A 21,924-nucleotide genomic window follows, 5' to 3' on the forward strand; every position below is an offset into this window, starting at 1 on the left:
ATCAACAACTGGGACAACGATGGACCTGCAACTCGCCAATAAACTCGCGCTCGTCACGGGCAGCACCGCCGGCATCGGCTACGCGATCGCCGAAACCCTCGCCGCCGAAGGCGCGCGCGTCATCGTCACCGGACGCACGCAAGCCGGCGTGGACGCGGCGCTTGCGTCGATCCGCAAGGCGGTCAACAAGGACGCGATCGGCTTCGCCGGCGACCTGTCGAAAGCGGACGTCGCCGACATGCTGGTCGCGACTCACCCCGGCATCGAAATCCTGGTGAACAGCCTCGGCATTTTCGAACCCAAGCCGTTCGAAGACATCCCGGACGCCGACTGGATGCGTTTCTTCGACGTGAACGTGTTGAGCGGAGCGCGGCTCGCGCGGCTCGTCCTGCCGGCCATGCGGCGCGCGAACTGGGGCCGCATCCTGTTCATCTCGAGTGAGAGCGGCGTGCAGATTCCCGCCGAGATGATCCACTACGGCATGACCAAGGCCGCGCAGATCGCCGTCGCGCGAGGTCTGGCCGAAGCGGTCGCCGGCACCGGCATCACCGTGAACAGCATTCTTCCGGGGCCGACGAAATCGCGCGGCGTCGGAGATTTCGTCGAACAGCTCGCGAAGGAACAAGGCAAATCCGGCGCCGAGTTCGAGACGGAGTTCTTCAAGAGCGTGCGCCCCACTTCGCTGATCAAGCGCTTCAGCACGCCGCAGGAAGTGGCGTCGCTCGTGGCCTATGTCGCGAGCCCGCTGGCATCGTCCACGACCGGCGCGGCGTTGCGTGTCGACGGTGGCACGGTGAAGAGCGCGTTTTGAAAATTCCTGCGCAGATCGGCGCCGCCGGATTCGAGATGCACATCGGTGAGTTGCTGAACATGCCGCAACCGGCCTTCGAGACCTATATCTTTCGGCTCTCGGAATTCCTGCTGTCAGAGGATTCGGCAGGAGACGCCGATACGGCAAGCGCGTTCCTGCACGTCCTCTGCACGCGCGAGCGCAGCCATCCCGGGAGCGTGGCGCGGATCTATGAGCGTTTGCTGCCCGCCATCGGTTTTGTTGCCGCAAGCCAGCCGCGCTTCGGCGCACACAAGGACCTCTACGGCGACTTCGGCGAACGGGCCGCGGAGCTGGCGCGGCTGTTCCATCGCAATCCCGACGAGTTGACGGGCGAAAGCCAGATGCTCGACGCATCGGACGACGCCTGATGGACTATCAGGCCATGCTCGACGTCGCGATCGCCGAGGCGAAACGCGGACTCGACGAAGGCGGCATCCCGATCGGCGCGGCGCTGTTCCACGACGACGGCAGGTTGTTAGGCTGCGGCCACAACCGGCGGGTGCAGGAAGGCGATCCTTCGGTCCATGGCGAAACGGACGCGTTCCGCAAGGCCGGCCGCCAGCGCAACTACCGGGACACCATCATGGTGACCACGCTCGCGCCCTGCTGGTACTGCAGCGGCCTGGTGGTGCAGTTCCAGATCGACACGGTGGTGGTGGGCGAGTCGCGCACGTTCCGCGGCGGCATCGACTGGTTGCGCGAACGCGGCGTCAAGGTCGTCGACCTCGAATCCGGCGCCTGCGAAAAAATGCTGGGCGAGTTCATCGCCGCGTTTCCCGAGGTCTGGAACGAAGACATCGGCGAGCCGTGAGCTGAAACCGGGCCGAACTACTCCGGCAATACTTCGATCTTGTATTCGAGCTCGAGACCGCAGGGCGCGCGGCCCTTGCGGTCGACGCTGCGCTGCCCTGGGCAACCGAGGTGGCCGCTGCCAAGCGCGGCGCCATCGCGCGCCAGTGCATCGATCGGCGTGGTGAGATCGAACTCGCCATCGCAGTCGGCATGCGGGCACGGAAAGACGAAATAGGCCTTCGCCGGCGGATGCATGACGTTGACCTGCGGCGCGGGCGTGAACGGCCCGGCGCCGCTGAAATCGAACACCAGCCGCAGCGATCCGAATTGCGGATACTTTGCCTTCATGGTGGGCGTCGCCGCCCGGTCACGCCGTTGGCGTTCGCGCATCTGGCCGCGCGCGTTCGCCGAGCTCGCTACCGCGAACTTCATGGTTCGAGTTTCGGGGCCAAGGCCACCGCTTCGATCGGCAGCGATTCGCCGGCCGCGCCCTCGGGCGAATCGCCCGGCAGGCCTTCGGTGGCACGCGCCTGCTTCTTGAGGAGCTTTTCCTGCTTCTTCTGCTTGCGCTGCATTTCTTTTTGCCGCTTGACGCGGTCGTAGTTAGGTTTAGCCATTCGGCCCTCCGACGGAAAGCAGCGTCAGCTCGTGCCCCGACGTGCCAGCCGGGGTTCTGCCCGGCATGAGGATATTGAGACAGGTTTCGTCGCCATACAGCATGCCGCGCGCGGTGCGCACGTGCGCGAACGGCCCGAAATGCACCGCCGGCTCGTTGATGCCCGTCGTGACGCGCACCCGCACCGGACCTTCACAATCGAGCTCACGATGCAGGCGCCCGCCGACCTGCCAGCAACCCTCGACGCAGCGCGCGACGACGTAGTTGTCGGAGGCACGCAGTGTCCCGTCGGCACAAAAGCGGATGCTCGAAGCGAGCATGAGCGTCGGCGAATCACCTTTTACGGTTCGGAAATTCAGACGCAACATGAAGCAGCCGGGGTTGGGGAACGCGGTTCACGGTACCGCAATTCCGCCGCAGGCGTCCGGCTAAATGCGCGCGCCGCGCCAATCCGCGCGTGCGGGGGCTTGCGGCGCGGTTTGGTTCAGCGCCGCTGCACGACGACTTCGAGGTACTCGGCATCGACCAGCATGGTCGAATCCTGGGCGCGGTTGAATCGCTGCACCAGCTCTAACAATTCCGAGCGCAGGGCTTTTTGCTGCGCGCCGTCGAGCTGCGCGAAGATCTTGAGCACGGGCGAATAACTGGCGCGCAGTTTGTCCACCCAGTCCATCGGCGTGCGGGCGCGCAGCGCCACCCGTTTTCGCGTGCTCTCGACGCGGCCATAGACGGCGAACAGTTCGTCGAGCCGCTGCTCCGTGCCCCAATCGAATGGCGACGCGCCGTTCGCGCACCCCGGCGCGTGCCTCGTTATCGTCTGGAACAGGTGGCCCATGAATCCATCGGGTGTCCAGCTGGCAAGCCCGAGGCGACGGCCGCGGCGGCAGACGCGGATCATCTCCGAGGCAGCCCGTTCCTGGTCGCCGGCGAACATGACGCCGAACGCCGAGATCACCGCGCTGAAGCTCTGGTCCGGAAACGGCAGCGCCTCCGCATCGGCATCGACGAGCTGCACGCCGAGCGCGGACACTTCAAGACGCGGGCGGCTGCGGCCGGCGAGGTCGGAGGCAAAATCGGTGGCGGTCACCTCGCACCAGCGGCGCGCGGCGGCCATGGAAGCGTGAAAATTCCCGGCGGCCACGTCGAGCACACGCTCGTCCTGACACAAATTCACTCTTTCACAGAGCTGCTCGCTAACCATCTGCAGAGCATTGCCGACGACGGCATAATCTCCGCTCGCCCAGGCGGAATGCCGGCGCGTGAAGGCCTCGCGATTGCCGATTCGCGGAGAATTTCTCGAAAGTACTGCGCTCATGATTCCCCTCTTCCGTACCAACCCGAAGTACGACCATAAGGTTCAGCCGTGGTAGCGGGCGTGGGAAACGCCGTGGAAGCGTTGCAATTCAGGCTGCTCGGCCCGCTGCAGCTGTCGCGCGGCGCGGAGGTCGTGAAGCTCCCGTCCTCGCGCAAGGTGCGCGCGCTGCTGGGTTACCTGGTCCTCGCCAGCCGGCCGGTGGCGCGCTCGCAGATCTGCGAACTGCTGTGGGACGTCCCCAACGATCCGCGCGGCGAACTGCGCTGGTGCCTGTCCAAGATTCGCGGGCTGATCGACGAACCCGGCCGCAAACGCGTGGTCGCGGATGGCAGCTCGATCCGGCTCGACCTCTCCGACTGCGACGTCGACACGCGCGAGGTCACCCGGGCACCCGAACATGGCATTCAGAAGTTAGGCGTCGAACGGCAGAAGGACTTGGCCGCGTTGTTTGCCGGGGAGCTGCTCGAAGGGCTCGAGATCGCGCGCAGCCCGATGTTCGACACCTGGATCATCGCCGAACGCCGCCGGTTCCGTGGCATACAGACCGTGCTGCTCGAGAATCTCGCCCGCGCCCTGCCGCACGAAGCAGCGGCACCCTATATAGATGAGTGGCTGCGCCTGTCGCCTTTCGACACCTGCGCACACGAGCTGCTGCTCGGCGCCTTGGCGCGCCATGGCCGCATCGCCGAGGGCGAGGCGCACCTCGCCGCCGCGGTCAAACTATTCGAAGGAGACGGCCTCGAAAGCGGACCGCTGCGGGATTGCTGGCAACGCGCCCGCGAGACCGCGCTGGAGCAAACGCAGCCCGGCGGGGCGAACGGGCTGATCAGCGCGAATCTCACCGAGATCCGGAAGTTTTCACCCGATACGCCCGCCGCGTCGCGCCGCGCGTCCATCGCGGTGATGCCGCTGGTGGATCGTTCGTCCGAGTCCGACCAACGTGGCGGTATCGCCGATGCACTGGCGCACGACGTCACCACGCGGCTCGCGAAGCTGCGCAGCATGTTCGTGATCGCGCAGGGCACGACGTTCGCGCTGCGCGATCGCAGCATCGGGCCGGAGGAAGCCGGGCGCATCCTCAATGTGGACTACGTCGTGAGCGGCTCGGTGCGGCGCGCGCCGCGCAAACTTGTCGTCGCCGCCGAGCTGATCGAAACTCGCACCGCGCGCATCGTGTGGTCCGAGCAGTTCGAGGAAAGCCACGACGATGCGCTGCTGGTGCTCGATGAAATCGGCAATCGCATCGTCGCCTCGATCGCGCACGAGATCGAAATGGTCGAGCGTAATCGCGCCATCCTCAAGCCGCCGAGCTCGCTCGACGCCTGGGAAGCGCACCACCGCGGCCTGTGGCACATGTACCGCTTCAACAAGGCCGACAACGAACGCGCGCGCCAGTTCTTCACGCAGGCGGTCGAGCTCGATCCGACCTTCGCGCGCGCCTACGCGGGTTTGTCCTTCGCGCATTTCCAGAACGCGTTCCTCGGCTGGAAAAAACCTGCGGTGGAGATCGACCGCGCGTTCGACGCAGCGGGCAAGAGCCTGATGGTCGACGATCGCGACCCGGCCGCGCACTGGGCGATGGGCCGCGCCATGTGGCTGCGCGGCAACCAGGACCAGTCGATCGTCGAGCTCGAACGCGCCGTCGAGCTGAGCCCTAACTACGCAACGGCGCACTACACGCTGGCCTTCGTGCACTCGCAATCGGGCGATCCGGCGGCGGCAATCTCGTTTTCGGACCATTCGCGCCTGCTGTCGCCGTTCGATCCGATGCTGTTCGCCATGCTCGGTGCGCGCGCCCTGGCGCTCGCCAGGCTCGGGCAACACGATGCGGCGGCGGACTGGGCCATCAAGGCGGCGGCACGCCCGAATGCGCACCAGCACATCATGGCGATCGCGGCGATCACGCTCGGGCTGGCCGGCCGGCTCGACGAAGCCAAGGTGTACCGCAGGAAGATCGCCGAGCGGGTGGACCACTATTCCGTCGCGGATTTCCTCGGCGCGTTCCGCTGTTCCGAGGATGCCGCGTCGATGTTCGCCCGCGGCGCGCATTCCGTCGGCTTGCGTTGATGCCGGTGGCCCGGTTGGCGGGAAACCGGATGTGGCCGGCAGCCATCAAAGTCATGATTGACGGCGCTTCGGCGGCTGTGATTTATTGGCCACGCAAGGGGGTCTTATGAAGGCACTGAAGAATTTTCTCGTCCTCACATTGTTAGGCGCCGCCCCGCTCGCGGGCGCGCAGGTGGACATCCCCGATCCGAACGTGCCGGGCGGGTCGATGAACAGCGCCGTGCGCATCGTCGCCACCAACGAGCTCATGATCGACCGCCAGATCAAGCGCTGGATCCGCACGCACTACCCCGGCTGGGATGCCGACCCGTATGAGATCCAGGAATTCGGCGCCGAGCGGTATGCCGTCGTGTACATCACCTCGTCGGGGAACCCCGGACGGCGCGTGTACTTCAAGGTCAACAAGACCGTGAACGACGAGGACGACATGGGGTTCCCGAAGCTCTGACACGCCTCGCGGCTGGCAGTCAGATCATCAGGTCGGCCGTGCCGACCCGGGCGCCATGCGCTTTCGCACCAGCGCCTGCCGCGCCTCCCATTCCTTCTCCGGCTCCATCTTCACGATGAACTCGGACTGGCCGGAGGCGTGCAGCGCCACGGGAATACCGTCGCGATACAGCACGCGATTGTTGGTCAACGAGGCCACGCGTTGCCCCGGGGTGATGATGCCGGTGAGATTGAGCGGATCGGCGGCGCTCAGCGAAACGAGAGCGCCCTTCGTTTCCAGCTTGCGGATCGCGCGCATCGCGGACACCGCCTCGGGCAGCGCATATTGTTCGCCCGCCATGCCGGCGACGAAACGGCCGCCGCGGATCTTGCCCTGCGCCTCGAGGCGCCGGAACACGCGCAGCAGTTGATGCCATGGCGGCAGCCAGCTTGCCTCGCGCTCGAACAACTTGCGGAACACGACGCCGTAGCGGCGCAGCAGGATGTCGGCGACCTGCTCGATGGATTCGGCATCGCCAGCGGTCTTGCCACGACGGATAAGACTCCAACGGCCCGCGTCTTCGAGTCCGAACAATGCGATGCGCCGCCGGCGCGCCACGAGCTGACGGCGCTTGTCGCTCGGAATGAGCAATGCACGCAGACCGGAATAACTATCCGCGTTCACGAGGCCCGCCGAGACGAGCTCGCCGAGTGCGGTCTCGGCCTGGGATTTGAGCAGATTGGACCCGGCCACCATGTCGTCGAAGAACGAGGCGCCGTGGCCGGTGAGGTAGTCGAACAGCGCCTTTGCGCCGTGTGACAACTGCATTTCCTCGCGCGGCGCCGCGGCGACTGAATGCCACAGGCTCCAGTTCTTGCGCGAGACGAGCGCGATGGGCGTGGTTCGCACCGGTGCCGCGCCAGGCGACTTCGACGGCGTGAGCCGCGCCCACAACGCGCGGCCTGACAAACACAAACTATCCAGCCAGTGCGGGTCGTACTCGTTCAACCGCGCCGGCAGCACGTCCGCTTCCCATGCGGCCGCGGGCACTTCGTAACCCTCGAGCTGCTCGATGACCCTGGCCAGACTCTCGACGCCCTCGGGCTTCGGCGCGCGCGTCACACCCTGCCAGTCGAAGAGATAACGCATGAAATCCGCCGAGCTCACCGGTTCGATCTCGGCACGCAGCGTCTTGATGGTGTAGCGGCTGATACGCGCCAGCAGGCGGCGCTCGCACCACTCGAGCGTGGCAGCGCCCATCTGCACGGCCTCGGGCGCGCCCGCCTCTTCCGTGAAACGGCCGCGCAACACGAAGCCCTCGCTTTCGAGCTCGACCAGCGCGAGGCCGATCTCGGAATTCTCGAGGCCCGACGATTCGGCCAGGTCGCGCGCAGTGACGGGCCCGAGGCTTTGCAGGCGACCACGCACGAGATCCGTGATCGCGGTTTCGCGTTGCCAGACCTTGCCGGCCTTTTCCGGCGGCGCGCTGATCACGGGATCGAGCCACCCTTGTGGATAGACCGACTGGACCAGCGGCAGGCACTCCGCGCAGACCCAGAACGTATGGCTGCCGTGGTGCAGGCGCGTGGCGCGCCGCGCATCGATCAACTGCTCGAGATGCCGAACCCAGCCGGCGCTGGCACCCTCCTGCTCGGTGATGAAGCCCATGGCGTGCATGGCATCGTGCAGCTCGTCGGGGTTGGTGACCTCGGGCCACGCCTGCTCGCGCACCGTGGAGATAGCCGCCGGATCGAGACGCCCCATGTCGGAGGCGGATTCCGGATCGAGCCAGCGGCGCTGCGCGACGGCGTTCGTGCGGCGCTCCTCGAGCGGGGCGTCGTCGAGGAAGGCATAGGGCCGCGCGGTGAGGATTTCCGCGGCCAGCGGCGATGGTGTCGGCAGATCGCGCGCCAGCACTTTCTTCTCGCCGCTCTCGAGTGCGCGCAGCAAGGCCTTCAAGCCTTCGAGGTCCATGGCCTCGTGCAGGCAGTCGTCTAGCGTCTGTTTGACGAGGGGATGATCGGGGATCTCGCGCGGTCCGCTCAAATTTTCGGCGCAGGCGATCTGATCGGGGAACAACACCGCGATCAGGTCCTCGGACGCCATGCGCTGGATCTGCGGCGGCGTGCGTTTGCCGCCGGAGTTGCGGCGGATCGCGAGCGAGATGCTGGCGTTCCAGCGCCAGCGCGCGGTGAACATCGGCGAATCCAGCATCGCCTGGATCAGCGTGTCTTCGACCGTTGCGCTGTTGAGAAAACGCGCGACACTTTCGAGCTCGAAGCTGTGGGTCTCACCGAGCGACAGGATGATGGCGTCCTCGGTGGCCGCCGCCTGCAGTTCGAAGTTGAAAGTGCGGCAGAATTTCTTGCGCAGCGAGAGGCCGAACGCGCGGTTGATACGCGCGCCGAACGGGGCATGGATGATGAGCTGCATGCCGCCGGATTCGTCGAAGAAGCGCTCGAACACCAGCGTGTTCAATGTCGGTAGTTTGCCAAGCACCGCCTTGGCGCCGGCGAGGTATTCGATCATCTGGTGCGCGGCGGGACGCGGCAGGTGGTAACGCGCCTCGACGGTGTCGATGGCGGCGGCGATGGTCTCGGCAGTCACCTCGGGCAGCAGCGCTTCGATGTCCTCGCGCAGGCGCGACACGGCGAACGAAAGCTCGTCGGTGCGCGCCGGCGCCTCGCCCAGCCAGAACGGAATGCTAGGCGGCTGGCCCTTCGCGTCCTCGACGCGCACCTTGCCGGCTTCGACGCGCAGGATGCGATACGAGGTGTTGCCCAGCTGGAAGATGTCGCCCGCCAGGCTTTCGATGGCGAAATCCTCGTTCAGCGTGCCGACGAAGATTCCGGCGGGCTCCATGATGACCTGGTAATCCGCATTGTCGGGGATCGCGCCGCCGCAGGTGATGGCGGTGAGCCGCGCGCCCTTGCGCGCGCGTAGTACCTTGTTGACGGCGTCGCGATGTAGATAGGTTCCGCGGCGGCCGCGTTTGGTGTCGATGCCTTCGGCGAGCATGCGCACGACGGCGTCGAAGTCGTGGCGGGACAGATTGCGATATGAATACGCGCCACGCACCAGTTCGAACAGCTCGTCCTCGCCGTATTCGCGCGCGGCGACCTCGGCGACGATCTGCTGCGACAACACGTCGAGCGGATGTTCGGGAATGTGCAGCCGGTCGAGCTCGCCGCGCCGGACCGCATCCAGCAGCGCCACGCAGTCGATCATTTCATCGCGGCTGCTCGGAAAGATGCGGCCCTTCGGCACGCCGCCCACCGAGTGGTTGGCGCGGCCGACGCGTTGCAGGAACACGGAGATGGCGCGCGGGCTGCCGAGCTGGCAGACCAGCTCGACGTCGCCGATGTCGATGCCGAGCTCGAGCGAGGCCGTCGCGACCATGACCTTGAGCTGCCCCGCCTTGAGACGCTGCTCCGCGCTGAACCGCGTCTCCTTCGAGAGCGAGCCATGATGGGCCGCGACGTGTTCTTCGCCGATACGCTCGGCGAGGTGGCGCGAGACGCGCTCCACCATGCGGCGCGTGTTGGCGAAGATGAGCGTGGTGTGATGTTCCTGGATGAGCTGCGCCAGCTGGTCGTACACCGTCGCCCACACTTCGCCCGACATCACCGCCTCGAGCGGCGCAGGCGGCATCACGAGATTGAGGTCGCGCTCGCGGACGTGACCGCTGTTGACGATGCGGCAGGCTAAGTCGGTGCCGGGTCGGACTTGCGGGAGTTGCACGTGGGGCAACAGCGAGAGCGTTTCGCCGCGCGCGCAACTCCCGTAAGTCCGACCCGGCACCGACTTAGCCCCCACCAGGAACTTCGCGACTTCCTCGATCGGTTTCTGCGTCGCGGACAGGCCGATGCGCTGCACGGGCTGCAGGGCGTTGGCCGCCAGCCGTTCCAGCGTCAGCGACAGGTGCGCGCCGCGTTTGGTCTGCGCGACGGCGTGGATCTCGTCCACGATCACGGTGCGGACGTTCTGCAACATCTCGCGCCCGGAGGCGCTCGTCAACAGTAGATAGAGCGACTCCGGCGTGGTCACCAGGATGTGCGGGTTGACCCGGCGCATGGCCGCGCGTTCGAACTGCGAGGTATCCCCGGTGCGCACCTGCGCACGGATCTGCGGCGCGCAGGCGCCGCTCTTGAGCATCTCCGCCGAAATCCCCGCGAGCGGCGCGTCGAGATTGCGCTGGATGTCGTTCGACAGCGCTTTCAACGGCGACACGTACACCACGCGCGTGACGTCGCGCAGCGCGCCGGCGGCACCCTCGCGCACCAGCGAATCGATCGCGGCGAGGAACGCGGCCAACGTCTTGCCCGACCCGGTCGGTGCCGCGATCAGCGCATGCTGGCCGCTCGCGATCGCCGGCCATGCCTCGAGCTGCGCCGGGGTGGCGCCGTGCGGAAACGTGCTGGCGAACCACGCGTGGACAGCGGGGTGAAACTGGGGAAGGGGCATGTCGCACCTTATATAGGAGTGCCCGGGGAGCAATCCATCCAGCGCCGGCCGCGACTCTCCCCTGTATATCCCTACTCGCAAGTAGGAAATCGTTGCGAAACCGGCAGATACACCACTTGAGCAACGCCGGAGCGGGCGGTATCCCGTCGCATTTCAGGTCGTTCGGTTGCCTCCCCGGGGCGGCTTCGCGCCGGGCCGTGTAAACATGCGCGCACATCAGCCGAGGCAGCAGATATCCATGGACCGGGTGCGGACCAGCGTACGACCCACCGCCGCGATCACGCCGGCGGAGTGGGACGACATCTGGGCGTTGACGTTCGAGTTCTACGACGTCGAACGCGACTACGCCGAGGCGGAGCTGCGCCGGCGCCAGTCGATCGCGATGTTTCGCATGAACGGCGCGCTGGTCGGCATGGCGGCCATCGACATCTACAAAACGCGCTTTCGCGGCCGGCGCATCGCCGTCATCTCCACCGTCCACGTGTTGATCCGCGAGAACTGGCGCGGCCGCAACCTGATCCAGAAGCTCGGGCTGCGCATGTTCCTGCGCACGCTGCTGCGCCATCCGCTGCACCCTATCTACTGGTTCTTCGACACCTTCAGCTACAAGAGCTACCTGCTGCTGCCGCGCAACTTCCAGACCTACTGGCCGCGTTACGACGCGCCCACCCCCGAGCCGCGCGCGGCGCTCATCGACCAGCTGGCCACGCAGACGTACGGCCCGGCGTGGCGGCCGGCCCGCGGCGTCGCGGTCCGTTCGGGGCAGAAGCGCCTGCGTGAAACAGCCGCGCCGCTCGAGCTGCGCGCGGGCGCGAGTCCCGATCTGCTGTTCTTTGCGCACATGAACCCCGGCCACGCCGAGGGCGACATGCTGGTGTGTTTGTGTCCGCTCACGCCCGCCAACTGGCTGAGCGTCGCGCGCAAGGCGCTCGAGCGGCGCGCACGCCACGGCGAACATTGACGGCGGCGGCCGCGCGCGCGACTCTCCCACCATGTTCGACATCCGCGCAGACGACATCGAAATGCTGGTGAGGCTGCTGGCCGCCCTCGCCGCCGGCTCGTTCATCGGCTACGAGCGCTCCTTTCATGGACGGCCCGCGGGCCTGCGCACCCACGTCCTGGTGTGCCTGGCGTCGGCCGTGCTGATGCTGGTCACCGTCTACGAAGACCACTGGGTGCGCACGCCCGGCGATTCGCGGCTCGACCCGACCCGCATGGCGCAGGGCATCATGACCGGCATCGGCTTCCTGGGCGCCGGCGTCATCGTCAAGGAAGGCCTCAACGTGCGCGGCCTCACGACCGCGGCGTCCATCTGGATCACGGCCGCCATCGGCGTACTGGCCGGCGTCGGCCTCTATCTACCGATGATCATCTCGGTGATCATGACGCTCGCGGTGCTGTCGGTATTCCGCTGGATCGAGATGAAGGTGCCGACCCAGGCCTTCTACTATTTCGACGTCAAGTACGAGCGCGAAGGCAATCTTTCGGAAGAAGGCATGCGCGAGCTGCTGAAGCGCCTCGGATTCAGCATCGCCAACTTCAGCTACCGGCTCGAAGGTTCGGGCGCCGACCGCATGCTGCGGCACAAGATGACGCTGCAGACCACGGACCGCTCCGCAGCCGCGCGACTGGCCCGCTGGCTCGAAGAAAACCGCACGGTGCTCGAATTCCGTCTTTCGCCGACCGGCGATTGACGAGCGGCCGCCGGGCCTCGACCAAAGCCGGCATTGACCGACACGCCCTGAGTTGTTTGTCTGGCATTGCGGCCCGCCGCCATGCGCCACGATGCGCGCATGAACAAACAATGGTTGATGGGTGTCGCGATCGCGACGCTGGCGATGACCGCCTGTCAGACGGCCGGCACCGGCTCGGGCAATGTCCGCGGCTCCAACCGGCCGGTGGCATTCACCTGGGAGAGCACCGATAGCGTTTCGGGCAACATCACCGCCACTTTCGCTTCCGGGCGTGTCTTCAAAGGCACGTATTTTCAGATCACGCGCGACACGCGCGTCGACCGTCTCGATCCGTTGTGGGATGGCTGGGGCCGCCCCTATCGCCGCAGCGCCTGGCGCTACTGGGCTGCCGATCCCGGCCCGGAGTTCGTGAAAACCTACAGCGGGCGCGTGTTGGCCAACCTGCATTCACCCGACGGTGATCACATGCGGTGCCGGTTCACCTTGATCAGCCCGCAACGCGGCATGGCGGGCGGCGGCGAAGGACGCTGCCAGCTCTCCGACTCGGACAAGGAAATCAACGCGGAATTTCCGCGCCAATAGGCTTTGGGCCTATGCCGGCCGCTTGACGGAGCGCGCGCGTTTGTCAGCGGCCCGCGGGCGTTTCGCGGCCTTCCCGAGCAAGGGTCCGAGCGAACGACGCGCCGCCGCATCGATGCGGTGGCTCGTGGCGTGATAGCGGCGCACCACTTCCCCACCGAATCTGGTGAGCCTCACGCCGCCGCCGCGCGCACCTCCGACCGTGGCGTGCGTCACGGGCTCGGTGAACGAGGCATTCAGATCCTGCAGCAACAGCCAGGCGTAGCGGTAACTCATGCCGAGTGAGACCGCGGCCTTGGTGAGCGAACCCAATTCCGCGATCGCTTCGAGCAGCGAGATTTTCCCCGGCCCCAGCGAACAACGTGGCGCGAGGTCTACGCGGAATCTCACCAGCTGCATGTCACGGCCTCCCGGGTTTGCGATAGGCTGTATACGCGCAAGCATTGCGCGTGTCGACGAGGGGGGCAAATGAACTGCACGAAGAGGTGGGCCACAATCCTGTCGTTGTGCTCCGCGCTGTGCGTCGCGGCGCCTGCATCCGCCGATGAACCCGCCCCGCAGACCGGACAAGGCTGCGACTCCTTCACCTGGAATCTCGCGCGCGAGTTCGCGGCGCTGAAGAAACCGGCGATGCTGCTGGCCGCCTCCGCGGATCCGAAAGTGAATCCGGTGCGCCTCGAAGAAAGCCAACACGTCACCGCGACACTGGTGCCGCAAGGTTCCGTTTCGTTCGCGGCGCCGCCGGCACGCCAGCGCAAGAGCGAAAACGCCACGGCCGGCCTGTTGTTCTTCAAGACCGGCGGCGCAGGCCGTTACCGCATCTCGCTCACGTCGCGCCACTGGATCGACGTGCTCGACGGCCGAAAGGCCATCGACTCCGTGGCGCACGAAGGGCGCGGCGGCTGCGAGTTGCTGCACAAGGTAGTCGAGTTCGAACTACCCGCGAACCGCGATCTGGTGTTGCAGCTGAGTGGCGACGACGCGGCCACAGTCGATGTCGTCGTGACGAAGGTCGCGCACGAATGAATTCCCGCGTGCAATGGCTGCTGGCGCGGATCGCGCTGGCCGCATGGCTCGCGTCCTGGTTCCTGCCGGTCATCGACGGTTACGCGGGTTGGGCCGCTTTCCGCGCCGCCCTCGAAGGACCGTTTCGCCATTCGTTCCCGACGGCGCCGGAGGATGCAATTCCCCAGGTGTTCAGCGCGCTGACGAACGTCGCGTTCCCGATCATGTTCCTCATGCTCGCGCGCAACCGGGTTCAGCACGCCGCGCGCTTCCTGCAGGGCGCCTCGATCTGCCTGATCCTCGATCTGTACTGGCTGGTGCAGGCGGCGCGGGCGAATGAGCTCGAAAAACTGCTGGCGGGTTACTACGCGTGGGTGGGCGCGTTCGCCCTGCTCGCGGCGGTGGGTGCGATCAGCGTCGTTTCAAACCGTCGAACATCGAAAACACCCACGGCCGGCACGCCATCATGAGCGCGACGCTGCGTTTGTCGCGGCTCGGCAGGTGACGATCGAGCTCGGCGAGTTCGTTGAAATCCGCGGTGAGCCGCGCCAGCTTGCGCTGCAGGACCACGCGGGATGCCTCGGACAGCTCCGCGCTGCGAAAATGCAGCGTTTCGTCCTGCGCCTGGAAAGTGGAGCGCATGAATTCGTCGCGCACCTGCTGCTCGTAGGTGCGGCGAATGGGCCCGTCCTCGCGCCACGAGATGGGCGCGTGCACACGCAGCCGCGCGCCGAGCCGCGCGCGCAGCTCCACCAGGTGCAGGTTGTCGAGTTTCACCAGCCAGCGACGCAGCTGTTTTTCGTCCGCATTCAATTCGGCCGCCACTTCGCGCGGCGTGTGCCCATTGGTCAGTAGATAGAAGCAGGCCAGCAGCGGCGGATCGGCCGCCAGCGCGGTCTCCTGCGCGGCGGACAATGTGCTGGAGGTTTCCGCCGGACCGGAGGACACGGGACGCACCAGCTCTTCCATCGAAAGCCCGGCCGCTTCGCAGATCTTCTCCAGCCGCGGCAGGCTCAAGGAGCCGCGCGACAGGATGCGCTTCACCGACGGCTCGGACAGCGAGATGCGCCGGGCCAGCATGGCGTAAGTGATGCCGCGTGAGCGCAGGCCGCGCTTCAGCGCGAGGATGATTCGCGAGGTTTCTCCCATGGCGCGGGCGATTCTGCCTCAAAAACCCGCGTCGCGCGCCCGTACCGTGGGTATCGGTATGTAATACCCACTTTCCGGGTATTGCCGAATGCCGCCGCACGGAGGAATTTGCGCTCCATGCAAACGCGACTCCGATCGGTCAGCAAGGTTCAGGGCCCGCTGTGGGTGAACGACACCCACTCGGCGCTCAATCACACGCCCGTGGCGCGCATCGTCGAGCCGCAATGCGTCGGCGACGTGGCCGACGCGGTGGCCGCAGTCCGCAAACGCGGCGAATCCTTGAGCATCGCCGGCGCCCGACATGCCATGGGCGGTCAGCAGTTCCTGCGCGGTTCCACGCTGCTGGACATGCGCCAGCTCAAACACGTGCGCTGGTTCGATCGCGGCCGCGCGCTGCTGGAAGTCGAGGCCGGCATCACCTGGCCCGATGTGATCCGCGGCTATCTTTCGCTGCAGCGTGGCACGGGGCCGGCGTTCGGAATCCGCCAGAAGCAGACGGGCGCGGACCGGCTCACGTTGGGCGGCGCGGTCGCCGCCAACATCCACGGTCGCGGCCTCGCCGCACAGCCATTCGTCTCGGACATCGAGGGCCTCGAAGTCGTCACACCCGCCGGGGGGCTGGTGCGCTGCAGCCGGTCGGAACATCCGCAGCTGTTTCGTCACGTGGTCGGTGGCTACGGTTTGTTCGGTGTGGTCACGGCCGTGACGCTGCGGCTGGTGCCGCGCGTGAAGGTGGAGCGCTGCGTCGCGCAGCTCGACATCGACGGGCTGATCGAGGCATTCGACGACCGCATCGCCGCGGGGCACCTGTACGGCGATTTCCAGTTCGCCACCGCGCCCGACAGTCCGGAATTCCTGCGCACCGGCGTCCTGTCCAGCTACCGGCCGGTCGACGAGAGCCGCGCGATCCCGGCCGATCAGCGCCGCCTGTCGCAGCAGGACTGGAACGAACTGCTGACGCTCGCGCACGACGACAAACGCACCGCGTTCCGCCGCTTCACCGAGTTTTATCTCGCGACCCATGGCCAGCTCTACTGGAGCGACACGCACCAGCTCAATCTCTATCTGGAGGACTACCACGGCGCGCTCGACCATCGGCTGGGCGCCGCGGTGCGTGGCAGCGAGATGATCACCGAGCTGTACGTGCCGCGTTCGAAGCTGCTGCACTTCATGAACGACGTACGCCGGGATTTCCGTCTGAACGGCGTCGATTTCATCTACGGCACGATCCGGCTCATCGACAAAGAACGGGAAACCGCGCTGCCGTGGGCGCGCGAGAGCTGGGCCTGCGTCATCTTCAACCTGCACGTCGACCATCGACCGCAGGACATCGAACGCGCGGCGGGGCATTTCCGCCGGCTCATCGACCACGCGTTGCGCCAGGGCGGCAGCTACTTCCTCACTTATCATCGTTTCGCGAACGCGGCGCAGGTCGAAGCCGCGCATCCGGCGATACGGGAATTTCTCGCAGCCAAACTGGCGGCGGATCCGCAGGGCGTGCTGCAGAGCGACTGGTACCGGCATACGCGGGGGCTCTTCGCATGACGCGCCGACCCATCTACCGCTCCTGCACCGCCGCCGTGCTGCTGTGGAGCTGCATCGCGCTGTTCGCCGCGCGGGTGCTCGGCCAGCTCGAAACTTTGCTGCTGCAGCCGAACTGGCTGCCTGGCATGGACGCCTGGTACTCGGGCCTGCTGCCCTATCCACTGCTGCTGCCCGCACAGATCGCCATCCTCATGCTGATGGCGGCGGTGGCGTGGAACCGGCGCGTGCGCACCGGCTGCTTCGCGCGCGCCAATCCGCGCGGCGCCGGCGCGCTGCGTATCTTCGCCGGCCTCTACTTCGTCGTGATGGCGGTACGGCTCGGGGTGAACGTCATCGACCACGGCGCCGATTTCTGGCGCGCAGGCGCGATTCCCGTGGCGTTCCACTGGGTGCTCGCGTTGTTCATCCTGGTGTCGGGGCGCCGCTCAGAAACGGTGGGGCGCGTGCGGATGCCAACCGAGAACGGCCATGAGTACGAGGAAGCCTACGACGTAGCCCACGGCGACGTACCAGCCCTGGCGCAGCCACTGGCCTACGGACTTGGCCTCCGGAAAGAGATTGGCTACGGCGACGCCCGCTGAGGAGCCGAACCAGATCATCGAGCCGCCGAATCCGACCGCATACGCGAGCGCACCCCAGTCGTAGCCGCCCTGCTCGAGCGCGAGCTTGGTGAGCGGAATGTTGTCGAACACGGACGATACGAAGCCCAAGCCGAAGGTAGTTTGGGGGGATGCCGCGGGCAACTGGTCCACCGGCATCATGGATGCCAGCAACACCAGCGACAGCAGGAACACGCTGCCCTGCGCCGCTGCGGGCACCGCGCGCCAGTCGGGCCGGCGCCACGGCGTGAGCAGCAGGATGATGCCGATCACGGTCGCGCCGATGTACGGAAATGCCGCGCCCTGGCCGTCCGGCAATCGGTTCGCGTAGATGTTGGCGGCGATGGCGCCCGCGAGGATCAGTACGACCACGATCACGCGCGCCCAATCCACTTCCACATTCGCGCCGGGATTTTTCTCGATCGACGAGTGGCGCTGCTGGCGGCGCGCGGCCGGTATCGCGAATACGACGAACGCGGCAATGGCGGCCACGTAAGCGTGCAACACGTCGAACGGTGAAACGCCATCGAGCCACATCATCGTGGTCGTGGTGTCGCCGATGACGCTGCCGGCGCCGCCGGCGTTCGCGGCCGCGACGATCGCCGCGAGGAAACCGATGTGCACCCTGCCGCCGTACACCGAACCCGCCACCGTTGCGCCGATCATCGCCGCGGCGATGTTGTCGAGAAATGCGGACAACAAGAACACCAGCGCGAGCAACACGACGCCGCCCTTCCAGTCGTCGGGCAGGAAACGCGGCAACAGGTGCGGCGCGCCACTTTTCTCGAAGTGGCGCGACAACAGCGCAAAGCCCACCAGCAGCGCGAACAGATTGGTGACGATCACCCACTCTTCGAGCAGGTGCCATTGCAGCCCGATGAGGCCGGGCTGGCCGTGAAAATCGCCGAACGCGAGCTTGTAGCCGGTGACCGCCGCGAGACCGAGCAGTGCGATCATCAGCGTGTGGCGATGGAATACCGCCACGCCCAGCAAGGTGACGCCGAAGATCAGGAACTCGACCGGTACCGTCATCCGTGCTGCGCCACTGCCGCGGCGCCCCGGTCTCTGGCCGTGTACGCGGATTCCGAAATCGCCAATGTCAGACCGCCACGCGGCAAATCGCGCAAGTCGGCGAATTTCAGCGGATTGCCGATCGTGAACATGGCGGCATGATGCCTGATCTGCGCTCCGGGTTGAGCGGCCGCGGCTAGAATGCGCCATCACTTCCGAGGGGCGCTGGCCATGGCAATCACTCGTTTCGCCGCTACATTGCTGTTCGCCATCACCGCCATTCCCCTCATTTCCTGCAGTAGCAACATGAAGCAAATTCCGCCCGTCATCGCCGCTCCAGCAACCGCCGCCTTGCAAGGCATGCAGCCACCTGTTGCCGCGCGGAAGCCTCACGAGGTGGTCTCGCCCAATGGCACCCGGACCGACGAGTACTACTGGCTGCGCGACGACAAACGCGAGAACGCCGAGATGCTCGCCTACGTCAAGGCGGAGAACGCGTACGCGGATGCGATGCTGGGCCACACCAAGGCCCTCGAGACCAGGGTCTACGACGAGGTCATCGGCCGCCTGCAGCAGGACGACTCCACCGTCCCGTACCGCATGAACGGCTACTGGTATTACAAGCGTTTCGAGACCGGCAAGGAGTATCCGGTCTACGCGCGGCGCCGCGATGCGGCGGACGCGCCCGAAGAAATCCTGCTCAACGTCAATGAACTGGCGAAGGGTCACGACTTCTTCGAGATCGGCGACATCGCGATCAGCCCCGACAGCAAACTCATGGCGTGGGCGGAGGACACGGTCGGCCGCCGTCAATACGTCGCGAAGGTGATGGATCTGACGACGCACAAGGTGCTGGATATCGCGCTGCCCAACGTCGAGAACAATCTCGTCTGGGCCGGCGACAACGACACATTCCTGTACGTGGAGAAGGATCCCACCACGCTGCTCGGTTTCCGCGTGCGGCGGCATTCATTGCGCGGGGCCAGCTACACCGGCGATTCGACGGTATGGGAGCAGAAGGACGAGAGCTTCTACACGCAGCTGTATCGGACCAAGGACGACAAATACCTGGTGATCCACACCCAGAGTACGGTGTCCTCCGAGGTGTGGTTCGCCGACGCCACGTCGCCGAAGCTGGAGTTCAAGCTGTTCCTGGCGCGCGAGCGCGATCATGAATACCAGGTCGAACACGCCAATGGCCGCTGGATCGTGCGCACCAACTACCAGGCGAAGAACTTCCGCATCGTCGCGGTGAACCCGGGCGACGAGGGCAATCGCGCCAAATGGCAGGACGTGGTCGCGCATCGCGATGACGCGTTCGTGGACGCATACGATGTCGCGCGCAACTTCCTGACCATCGAGGAGCACTCGGGTGGCCTGCGCAAGTTGCGCATTCGCCCGTGGAAGGGCGGCGCGGATGTGTTCGTGACGGCCGATGAGCCCAGCTACACGATGGCGCTGGACGTCAATCGCGAGTTCGACAGCGACACGCTGCGTTACACGTACACGTCGATGGTCACTCCGCGCACCACCTACGACTACGACTCGAACACCAACGAACGCAAATTCCTCAAGCGCGAGCCGGTACTGGGCGGATACGACCCGGCGAAATACGCCACGGAATTCGCCTGGGCCACCGCGCGGGATGGCACCAAGGTCCCGGTGTCGATCGTGTATGCGAAGACCACGCCGCGCAACGGCACCGCACCGCTGCTGCAGGTCGGGTATGGATCGTATGGACTGTCGTACGATCCCGAATTCTCGTTCATGCCGCCTTCGCTGCTGGACCGCGGCTTCGTCGTCGCGATCGCGCACATCCGCGGCGGGCAGGAGATGGGCCGCGCCTGGTACGAAAACGGCAAGCTGCTCAACAAGCAGAACACGTTCAACGATTTCATCGACGTCACGCGCTGGCTCGGCGCGCACAAGTACAACGATCCGAAGCGCGTGTTCGCGATCGGGCGTTCGGCCGGCGGGTTGCTGATGGGTGCGATCGCCAACCTGGCGCCTTCTGACTACGCGGGCATCGTGGCCGGCGTGCCGTTCGTGGACGCCGTGACGACGATGCTGGACGAGAGCATTCCGCTCACGACGAATGAATTCGACGAGTGGGGCAATCCGAAAGAGAAGAAGTACTACGACTACATGTTGTCGTATTCGCCGTACGACCAGTTAGGCGCCCACGACTATCCCGCGATCTTCGTGCACTCGGGGTTGTGGGACAGCCAGGTGCAGTACTACGAACCGACGAAGTACGTCGCGCGGCTGCGCGCGCGGCGCACCGGCAACAGCCTCGTGGTCCTGCGGACCAACATGGAAGCCGGCCACGGCGGCAAGTCGGGCCGCTTCGAGCACTACCGGGAATACGCGGAGCAGTACGCGTTCATCCTCGACCAAGCCGGCATCACCCAATAAAGGGGACATGCCTATTTTTTGAAGCAGGCGTTGAAAAAGGGGACAGATCTATTTATCGGTAATGTCGTCTGAGCAGAAAGAGCCTTGCTCGATAAATAGATCTGTCCCCTTTTTCAACACCTGCTTCAAAAAATAGGCATGTCCCCTTTTCGTCAGGCTGCGGCTTTGCCGGATTGCTCGGCCCGCAGCAGGTTCACCGCGTTGCGCTCCACCCAGCGGCCAAACAAACCCGCCAGGCGCGCCAGCGATTTGCCCAGCGCCGTCAGGCGATATTCCACGCGCGGCGGCACTTCGGGATAACTCTTGCGGCTCACGAGCCCGAACGCTTCCAGCTTGCGCAGCGTCTGGATGAGCATCTTTTCCGAGACGCCATCCACGCCGCGCCGGATCTGCGCCGTGCGCATCGGCCCGTCCGCCAGCGCGCTGACGATCAACAGGGTCCACTTCTCCGCCAGCACCGCCATGACGCGGCGCGAGGGACATGCGGAACTGAATATGTTTGCGGGCGGATGATTTTTCGGCATCGCGCGAAGATATCACGCGGCGGACGCAAGTCCGCCTGCGGCTGCGCACCATTTCCGCAAGAATCCATACTTACCGAAAGGTAAGTACTCAACCCGGCCATCTGCATCCCACTTACCGTCAGGTAAGTACTTGTGCCGCGGTGCGCGCGTCGACAGAATCCGGTCCCGCATTGAAAACAACGTAAAACGGAGTCGCTCCATGCAACTGTATTTCTCCCCCGGCGCCTGTTCGCTCGCCACCCACATCACCTTGCGTGAGCTCGGCCTGCCGTTCGACCTCAAGCGCGTCGACACGAAGACCAAGAAGCTCGAGGACGGCTCCGACTATTACGCCATCAACTCGAAGGGCGCGGTGCCCGCGCTCAAACTCGACAACGGCCAGGCCCTGACCGAGGGCGTGGCGATCATGCAGTACCTCGCCGATCAGAAAGGCGACGGCACCCTCGCTCCCAAGAACGGCTCGTTCGAGCGTTATCGCCTGCAGGAGTGGCTCAACTACATCACGAGCGAAGTGCACAAGAGTTTCTCGCCGCTGTGGAACCCCACGGCCGATCCGGCGGTGAAGGAATACGCCTCCGCCAATCTCTTCAAGAAGTTCGACTGGCTCGAGTCGCAGCTCAAGGGCAAGAAGTACCTGACCGGGGATGCCTTCACGGTGGCGGACGCCTATCTATTCACGGTGGTGAACTGGACCAACTTCCTCGGTATCGATCTCGGCAAATGGCCGTCGCTGAAGGAATACCAGGCACGTGTCGCCGCGCGCCCGAAAGTCCAGGAAGCGATGGAAGCCGAAGGCCTGAACAAAAAGGCCGCCTGAGACGATCAACCGGCCGCGGAGCCCGAAGGCGCCGCGGCCGTCTCTTCGCTTCGATCGGTCCGCCAGCCGCGGC

The 21,924-nt window shown here is 65.6% G+C and carries 23 protein-coding genes; 13 read left to right on the forward strand and 10 right to left on the reverse strand.

Annotation, left to right across the window (positions count from 1 at the left end):
• The first annotated feature begins 19 nt into the window (after positions 1–19).
• The 3 genes from WDO72_07575 to WDO72_07585 are packed head-to-tail and all read left to right on the forward strand — an operon-like array spanning position 20 to position 1,643.
• Positions 20–811, forward strand: a complete 792-nt coding sequence (locus WDO72_07575; GenBank protein ID MEJ0085524.1) for an SDR family oxidoreductase — start codon at positions 20–22, stop codon at positions 809–811.
• Between the two features lie 35 nt (positions 812–846).
• Positions 847–1,200: a hypothetical protein gene (locus tag WDO72_07580; protein ID MEJ0085525.1), complete on the forward strand. Its 354-nt coding sequence runs from the start codon at positions 847–849 to the stop codon at positions 1,198–1,200.
• The gene (locus tag WDO72_07585) at positions 1,200–1,643 is read left to right on the forward strand and encodes a nucleoside deaminase (GenBank protein MEJ0085526.1); all 444 of its coding nucleotides are present in this window, start codon (positions 1,200–1,202) and stop codon (positions 1,641–1,643) included. Before WDO72_07580 ends, WDO72_07585 begins: the two co-directional genes overlap by 1 nt.
• 17 nt (positions 1,644–1,660) lie before the next feature.
• Here the strand turns inward: WDO72_07585 and WDO72_07590 are convergent, their stop codons facing one another.
• The 4 genes from WDO72_07590 to WDO72_07605 form a co-directional block, all read right to left on the reverse strand.
• Entirely contained in the window at positions 1,661–2,056 is a 396-nt protein-coding gene (locus tag WDO72_07590; GenBank protein ID MEJ0085527.1) for a hypothetical protein, read from the reverse strand.
• Positions 2,053–2,241, reverse strand: coding sequence for a hypothetical protein (locus WDO72_07595; protein ID MEJ0085528.1), 189 nt, complete (start codon positions 2,239–2,241; stop codon positions 2,053–2,055). The genes WDO72_07590 and WDO72_07595 overlap by 4 nt, the downstream gene beginning before the upstream one ends.
• Complete coding sequence (locus WDO72_07600; GenBank protein ID MEJ0085529.1) at positions 2,234–2,560, reverse strand: hypothetical protein; 327 nt, start codon at positions 2,558–2,560, stop codon at positions 2,234–2,236. The genes WDO72_07595 and WDO72_07600 overlap by 8 nt, the downstream gene beginning before the upstream one ends.
• A gap of 164 nt (positions 2,561–2,724) precedes the next feature.
• The gene (locus tag WDO72_07605; GenBank protein MEJ0085530.1) at positions 2,725–3,555 is read right to left on the reverse strand and encodes a methyltransferase domain-containing protein; all 831 of its coding nucleotides are present in this window, start codon (positions 3,553–3,555) and stop codon (positions 2,725–2,727) included.
• 72 nt (positions 3,556–3,627) lie between these two features.
• Here WDO72_07605 and WDO72_07610 point away from each other — a divergent pair, with 72 nt between their 5' ends.
• Positions 3,628–5,622: a tetratricopeptide repeat protein gene (locus WDO72_07610; protein ID MEJ0085531.1), complete on the forward strand. Its 1,995-nt coding sequence runs from the start codon at positions 3,628–3,630 to the stop codon at positions 5,620–5,622.
• A gap of 106 nt (positions 5,623–5,728) precedes the next feature.
• Positions 5,729–6,070, forward strand: coding sequence for a hypothetical protein (locus WDO72_07615; protein MEJ0085532.1), 342 nt, complete (start codon positions 5,729–5,731; stop codon positions 6,068–6,070).
• Between the two features lie 27 nt (positions 6,071–6,097).
• On the opposite strand, the gene WDO72_07620 is transcribed toward WDO72_07615, so the two are convergent.
• Positions 6,098–10,513, reverse strand: a complete 4,416-nt coding sequence (locus WDO72_07620) for a DEAD/DEAH box helicase (GenBank protein MEJ0085533.1) — start codon at positions 10,511–10,513, stop codon at positions 6,098–6,100.
• A 238-nt stretch (positions 10,514–10,751) separates the two neighbouring features.
• On the opposite strand from WDO72_07620, the gene WDO72_07625 reads away from it, so the two are divergent.
• The 3 genes from WDO72_07625 (at position 10,752) to WDO72_07635 (ending at position 12,789) form a co-directional block, all read left to right on the forward strand.
• Positions 10,752–11,474, forward strand: a complete 723-nt coding sequence (locus WDO72_07625) for a hypothetical protein (GenBank protein MEJ0085534.1) — start codon at positions 10,752–10,754, stop codon at positions 11,472–11,474.
• A 31-nt stretch (positions 11,475–11,505) separates the two neighbouring features.
• Positions 11,506–12,207 carry an MgtC/SapB family protein gene (locus WDO72_07630; GenBank protein MEJ0085535.1) on the forward strand — a complete coding sequence of 234 codons (702 nt, stop codon included), beginning with the start codon at positions 11,506–11,508 and terminating at the stop codon, positions 12,205–12,207.
• Between the two features lie 99 nt (positions 12,208–12,306).
• A complete protein-coding gene (locus WDO72_07635) occupies positions 12,307–12,789 on the forward strand; it encodes a hypothetical protein (protein MEJ0085536.1) in 483 nt (160 codons plus the stop codon).
• A 9-nt stretch (positions 12,790–12,798) separates the two neighbouring features.
• Here WDO72_07635 and WDO72_07640 read toward each other — a convergent pair whose 3' ends face one another.
• On the reverse strand, positions 12,799–13,185 hold the full coding sequence (locus tag WDO72_07640) for a LysR family transcriptional regulator (GenBank protein MEJ0085537.1): 387 nt from the start codon (positions 13,183–13,185) through the stop codon (positions 12,799–12,801).
• Positions 13,186–13,254: 69 nt separating this feature from the next.
• On the opposite strand from WDO72_07640, the gene WDO72_07645 reads away from it, so the two are divergent.
• Positions 13,255–13,812, forward strand: coding sequence for a hypothetical protein (locus WDO72_07645; protein ID MEJ0085538.1), 558 nt, complete (start codon positions 13,255–13,257; stop codon positions 13,810–13,812).
• The gene (locus tag WDO72_07650) at positions 13,809–14,261 is read left to right on the forward strand and encodes a hypothetical protein (protein ID MEJ0085539.1); all 453 of its coding nucleotides are present in this window, start codon (positions 13,809–13,811) and stop codon (positions 14,259–14,261) included. Before WDO72_07645 ends, WDO72_07650 begins: the two co-directional genes overlap by 4 nt.
• Here WDO72_07650 and WDO72_07655 read toward each other — a convergent pair.
• Positions 14,203–14,940 carry a helix-turn-helix transcriptional regulator gene (locus WDO72_07655; protein MEJ0085540.1) on the reverse strand — a complete coding sequence of 246 codons (738 nt, stop codon included), beginning with the start codon at positions 14,938–14,940 and terminating at the stop codon, positions 14,203–14,205. The genes WDO72_07650 and WDO72_07655 overlap by 59 nt on opposite strands.
• Before the next feature lie 117 nt (positions 14,941–15,057).
• On the opposite strand from WDO72_07655, the gene WDO72_07660 reads away from it, so the two are divergent.
• Entirely contained in the window at positions 15,058–16,485 is a 1,428-nt protein-coding gene (locus tag WDO72_07660) for an FAD-binding oxidoreductase (GenBank protein MEJ0085541.1), read from the forward strand.
• 425 nt (positions 16,486–16,910) lie between these two features.
• Here the strand turns inward: WDO72_07660 and WDO72_07665 are convergent, their stop codons facing one another.
• The gene (locus WDO72_07665) at positions 16,911–18,116 is read right to left on the reverse strand and encodes a citrate transporter (GenBank protein ID MEJ0085542.1); all 1,206 of its coding nucleotides are present in this window, start codon (positions 18,114–18,116) and stop codon (positions 16,911–16,913) included.
• Positions 18,113–18,247 carry a hypothetical protein gene (locus tag WDO72_07670; GenBank protein ID MEJ0085543.1) on the reverse strand — a complete coding sequence of 45 codons (135 nt, stop codon included), beginning with the start codon at positions 18,245–18,247 and terminating at the stop codon, positions 18,113–18,115. Before WDO72_07670 ends, WDO72_07665 begins: the two co-directional genes overlap by 4 nt.
• A gap of 79 nt (positions 18,248–18,326) precedes the next feature.
• On the opposite strand from WDO72_07670, the gene WDO72_07675 reads away from it, so the two are divergent.
• Positions 18,327–20,510 (forward strand): S9 family peptidase, encoded by a 2,184-nt coding sequence (locus WDO72_07675; protein ID MEJ0085544.1) that lies wholly within the window; start codon positions 18,327–18,329, stop codon positions 20,508–20,510.
• Between the two features lie 152 nt (positions 20,511–20,662).
• Here the strand turns inward: WDO72_07675 and WDO72_07680 are convergent, their stop codons facing one another.
• Complete coding sequence (locus WDO72_07680) at positions 20,663–20,974, reverse strand: helix-turn-helix domain-containing protein (GenBank protein ID MEJ0085545.1); 312 nt, start codon at positions 20,972–20,974, stop codon at positions 20,663–20,665.
• 259 nt (positions 20,975–21,233) lie between these two features.
• Here WDO72_07680 and gstA point away from each other — a divergent pair, with 259 nt between their 5' ends.
• Positions 21,234–21,851 (forward strand): glutathione transferase GstA, encoded by a 618-nt coding sequence (gene gstA, locus WDO72_07685; GenBank protein MEJ0085546.1) that lies wholly within the window; start codon positions 21,234–21,236, stop codon positions 21,849–21,851.
• Positions 21,852–21,924 lie beyond the last annotated feature (73 nt).

The sequence above is a fragment of the Pseudomonadota bacterium genome (assembly GCA_037200975.1).
Classification (GTDB): domain Bacteria; phylum Pseudomonadota; class Gammaproteobacteria; order Steroidobacterales; family Steroidobacteraceae; genus CADEED01.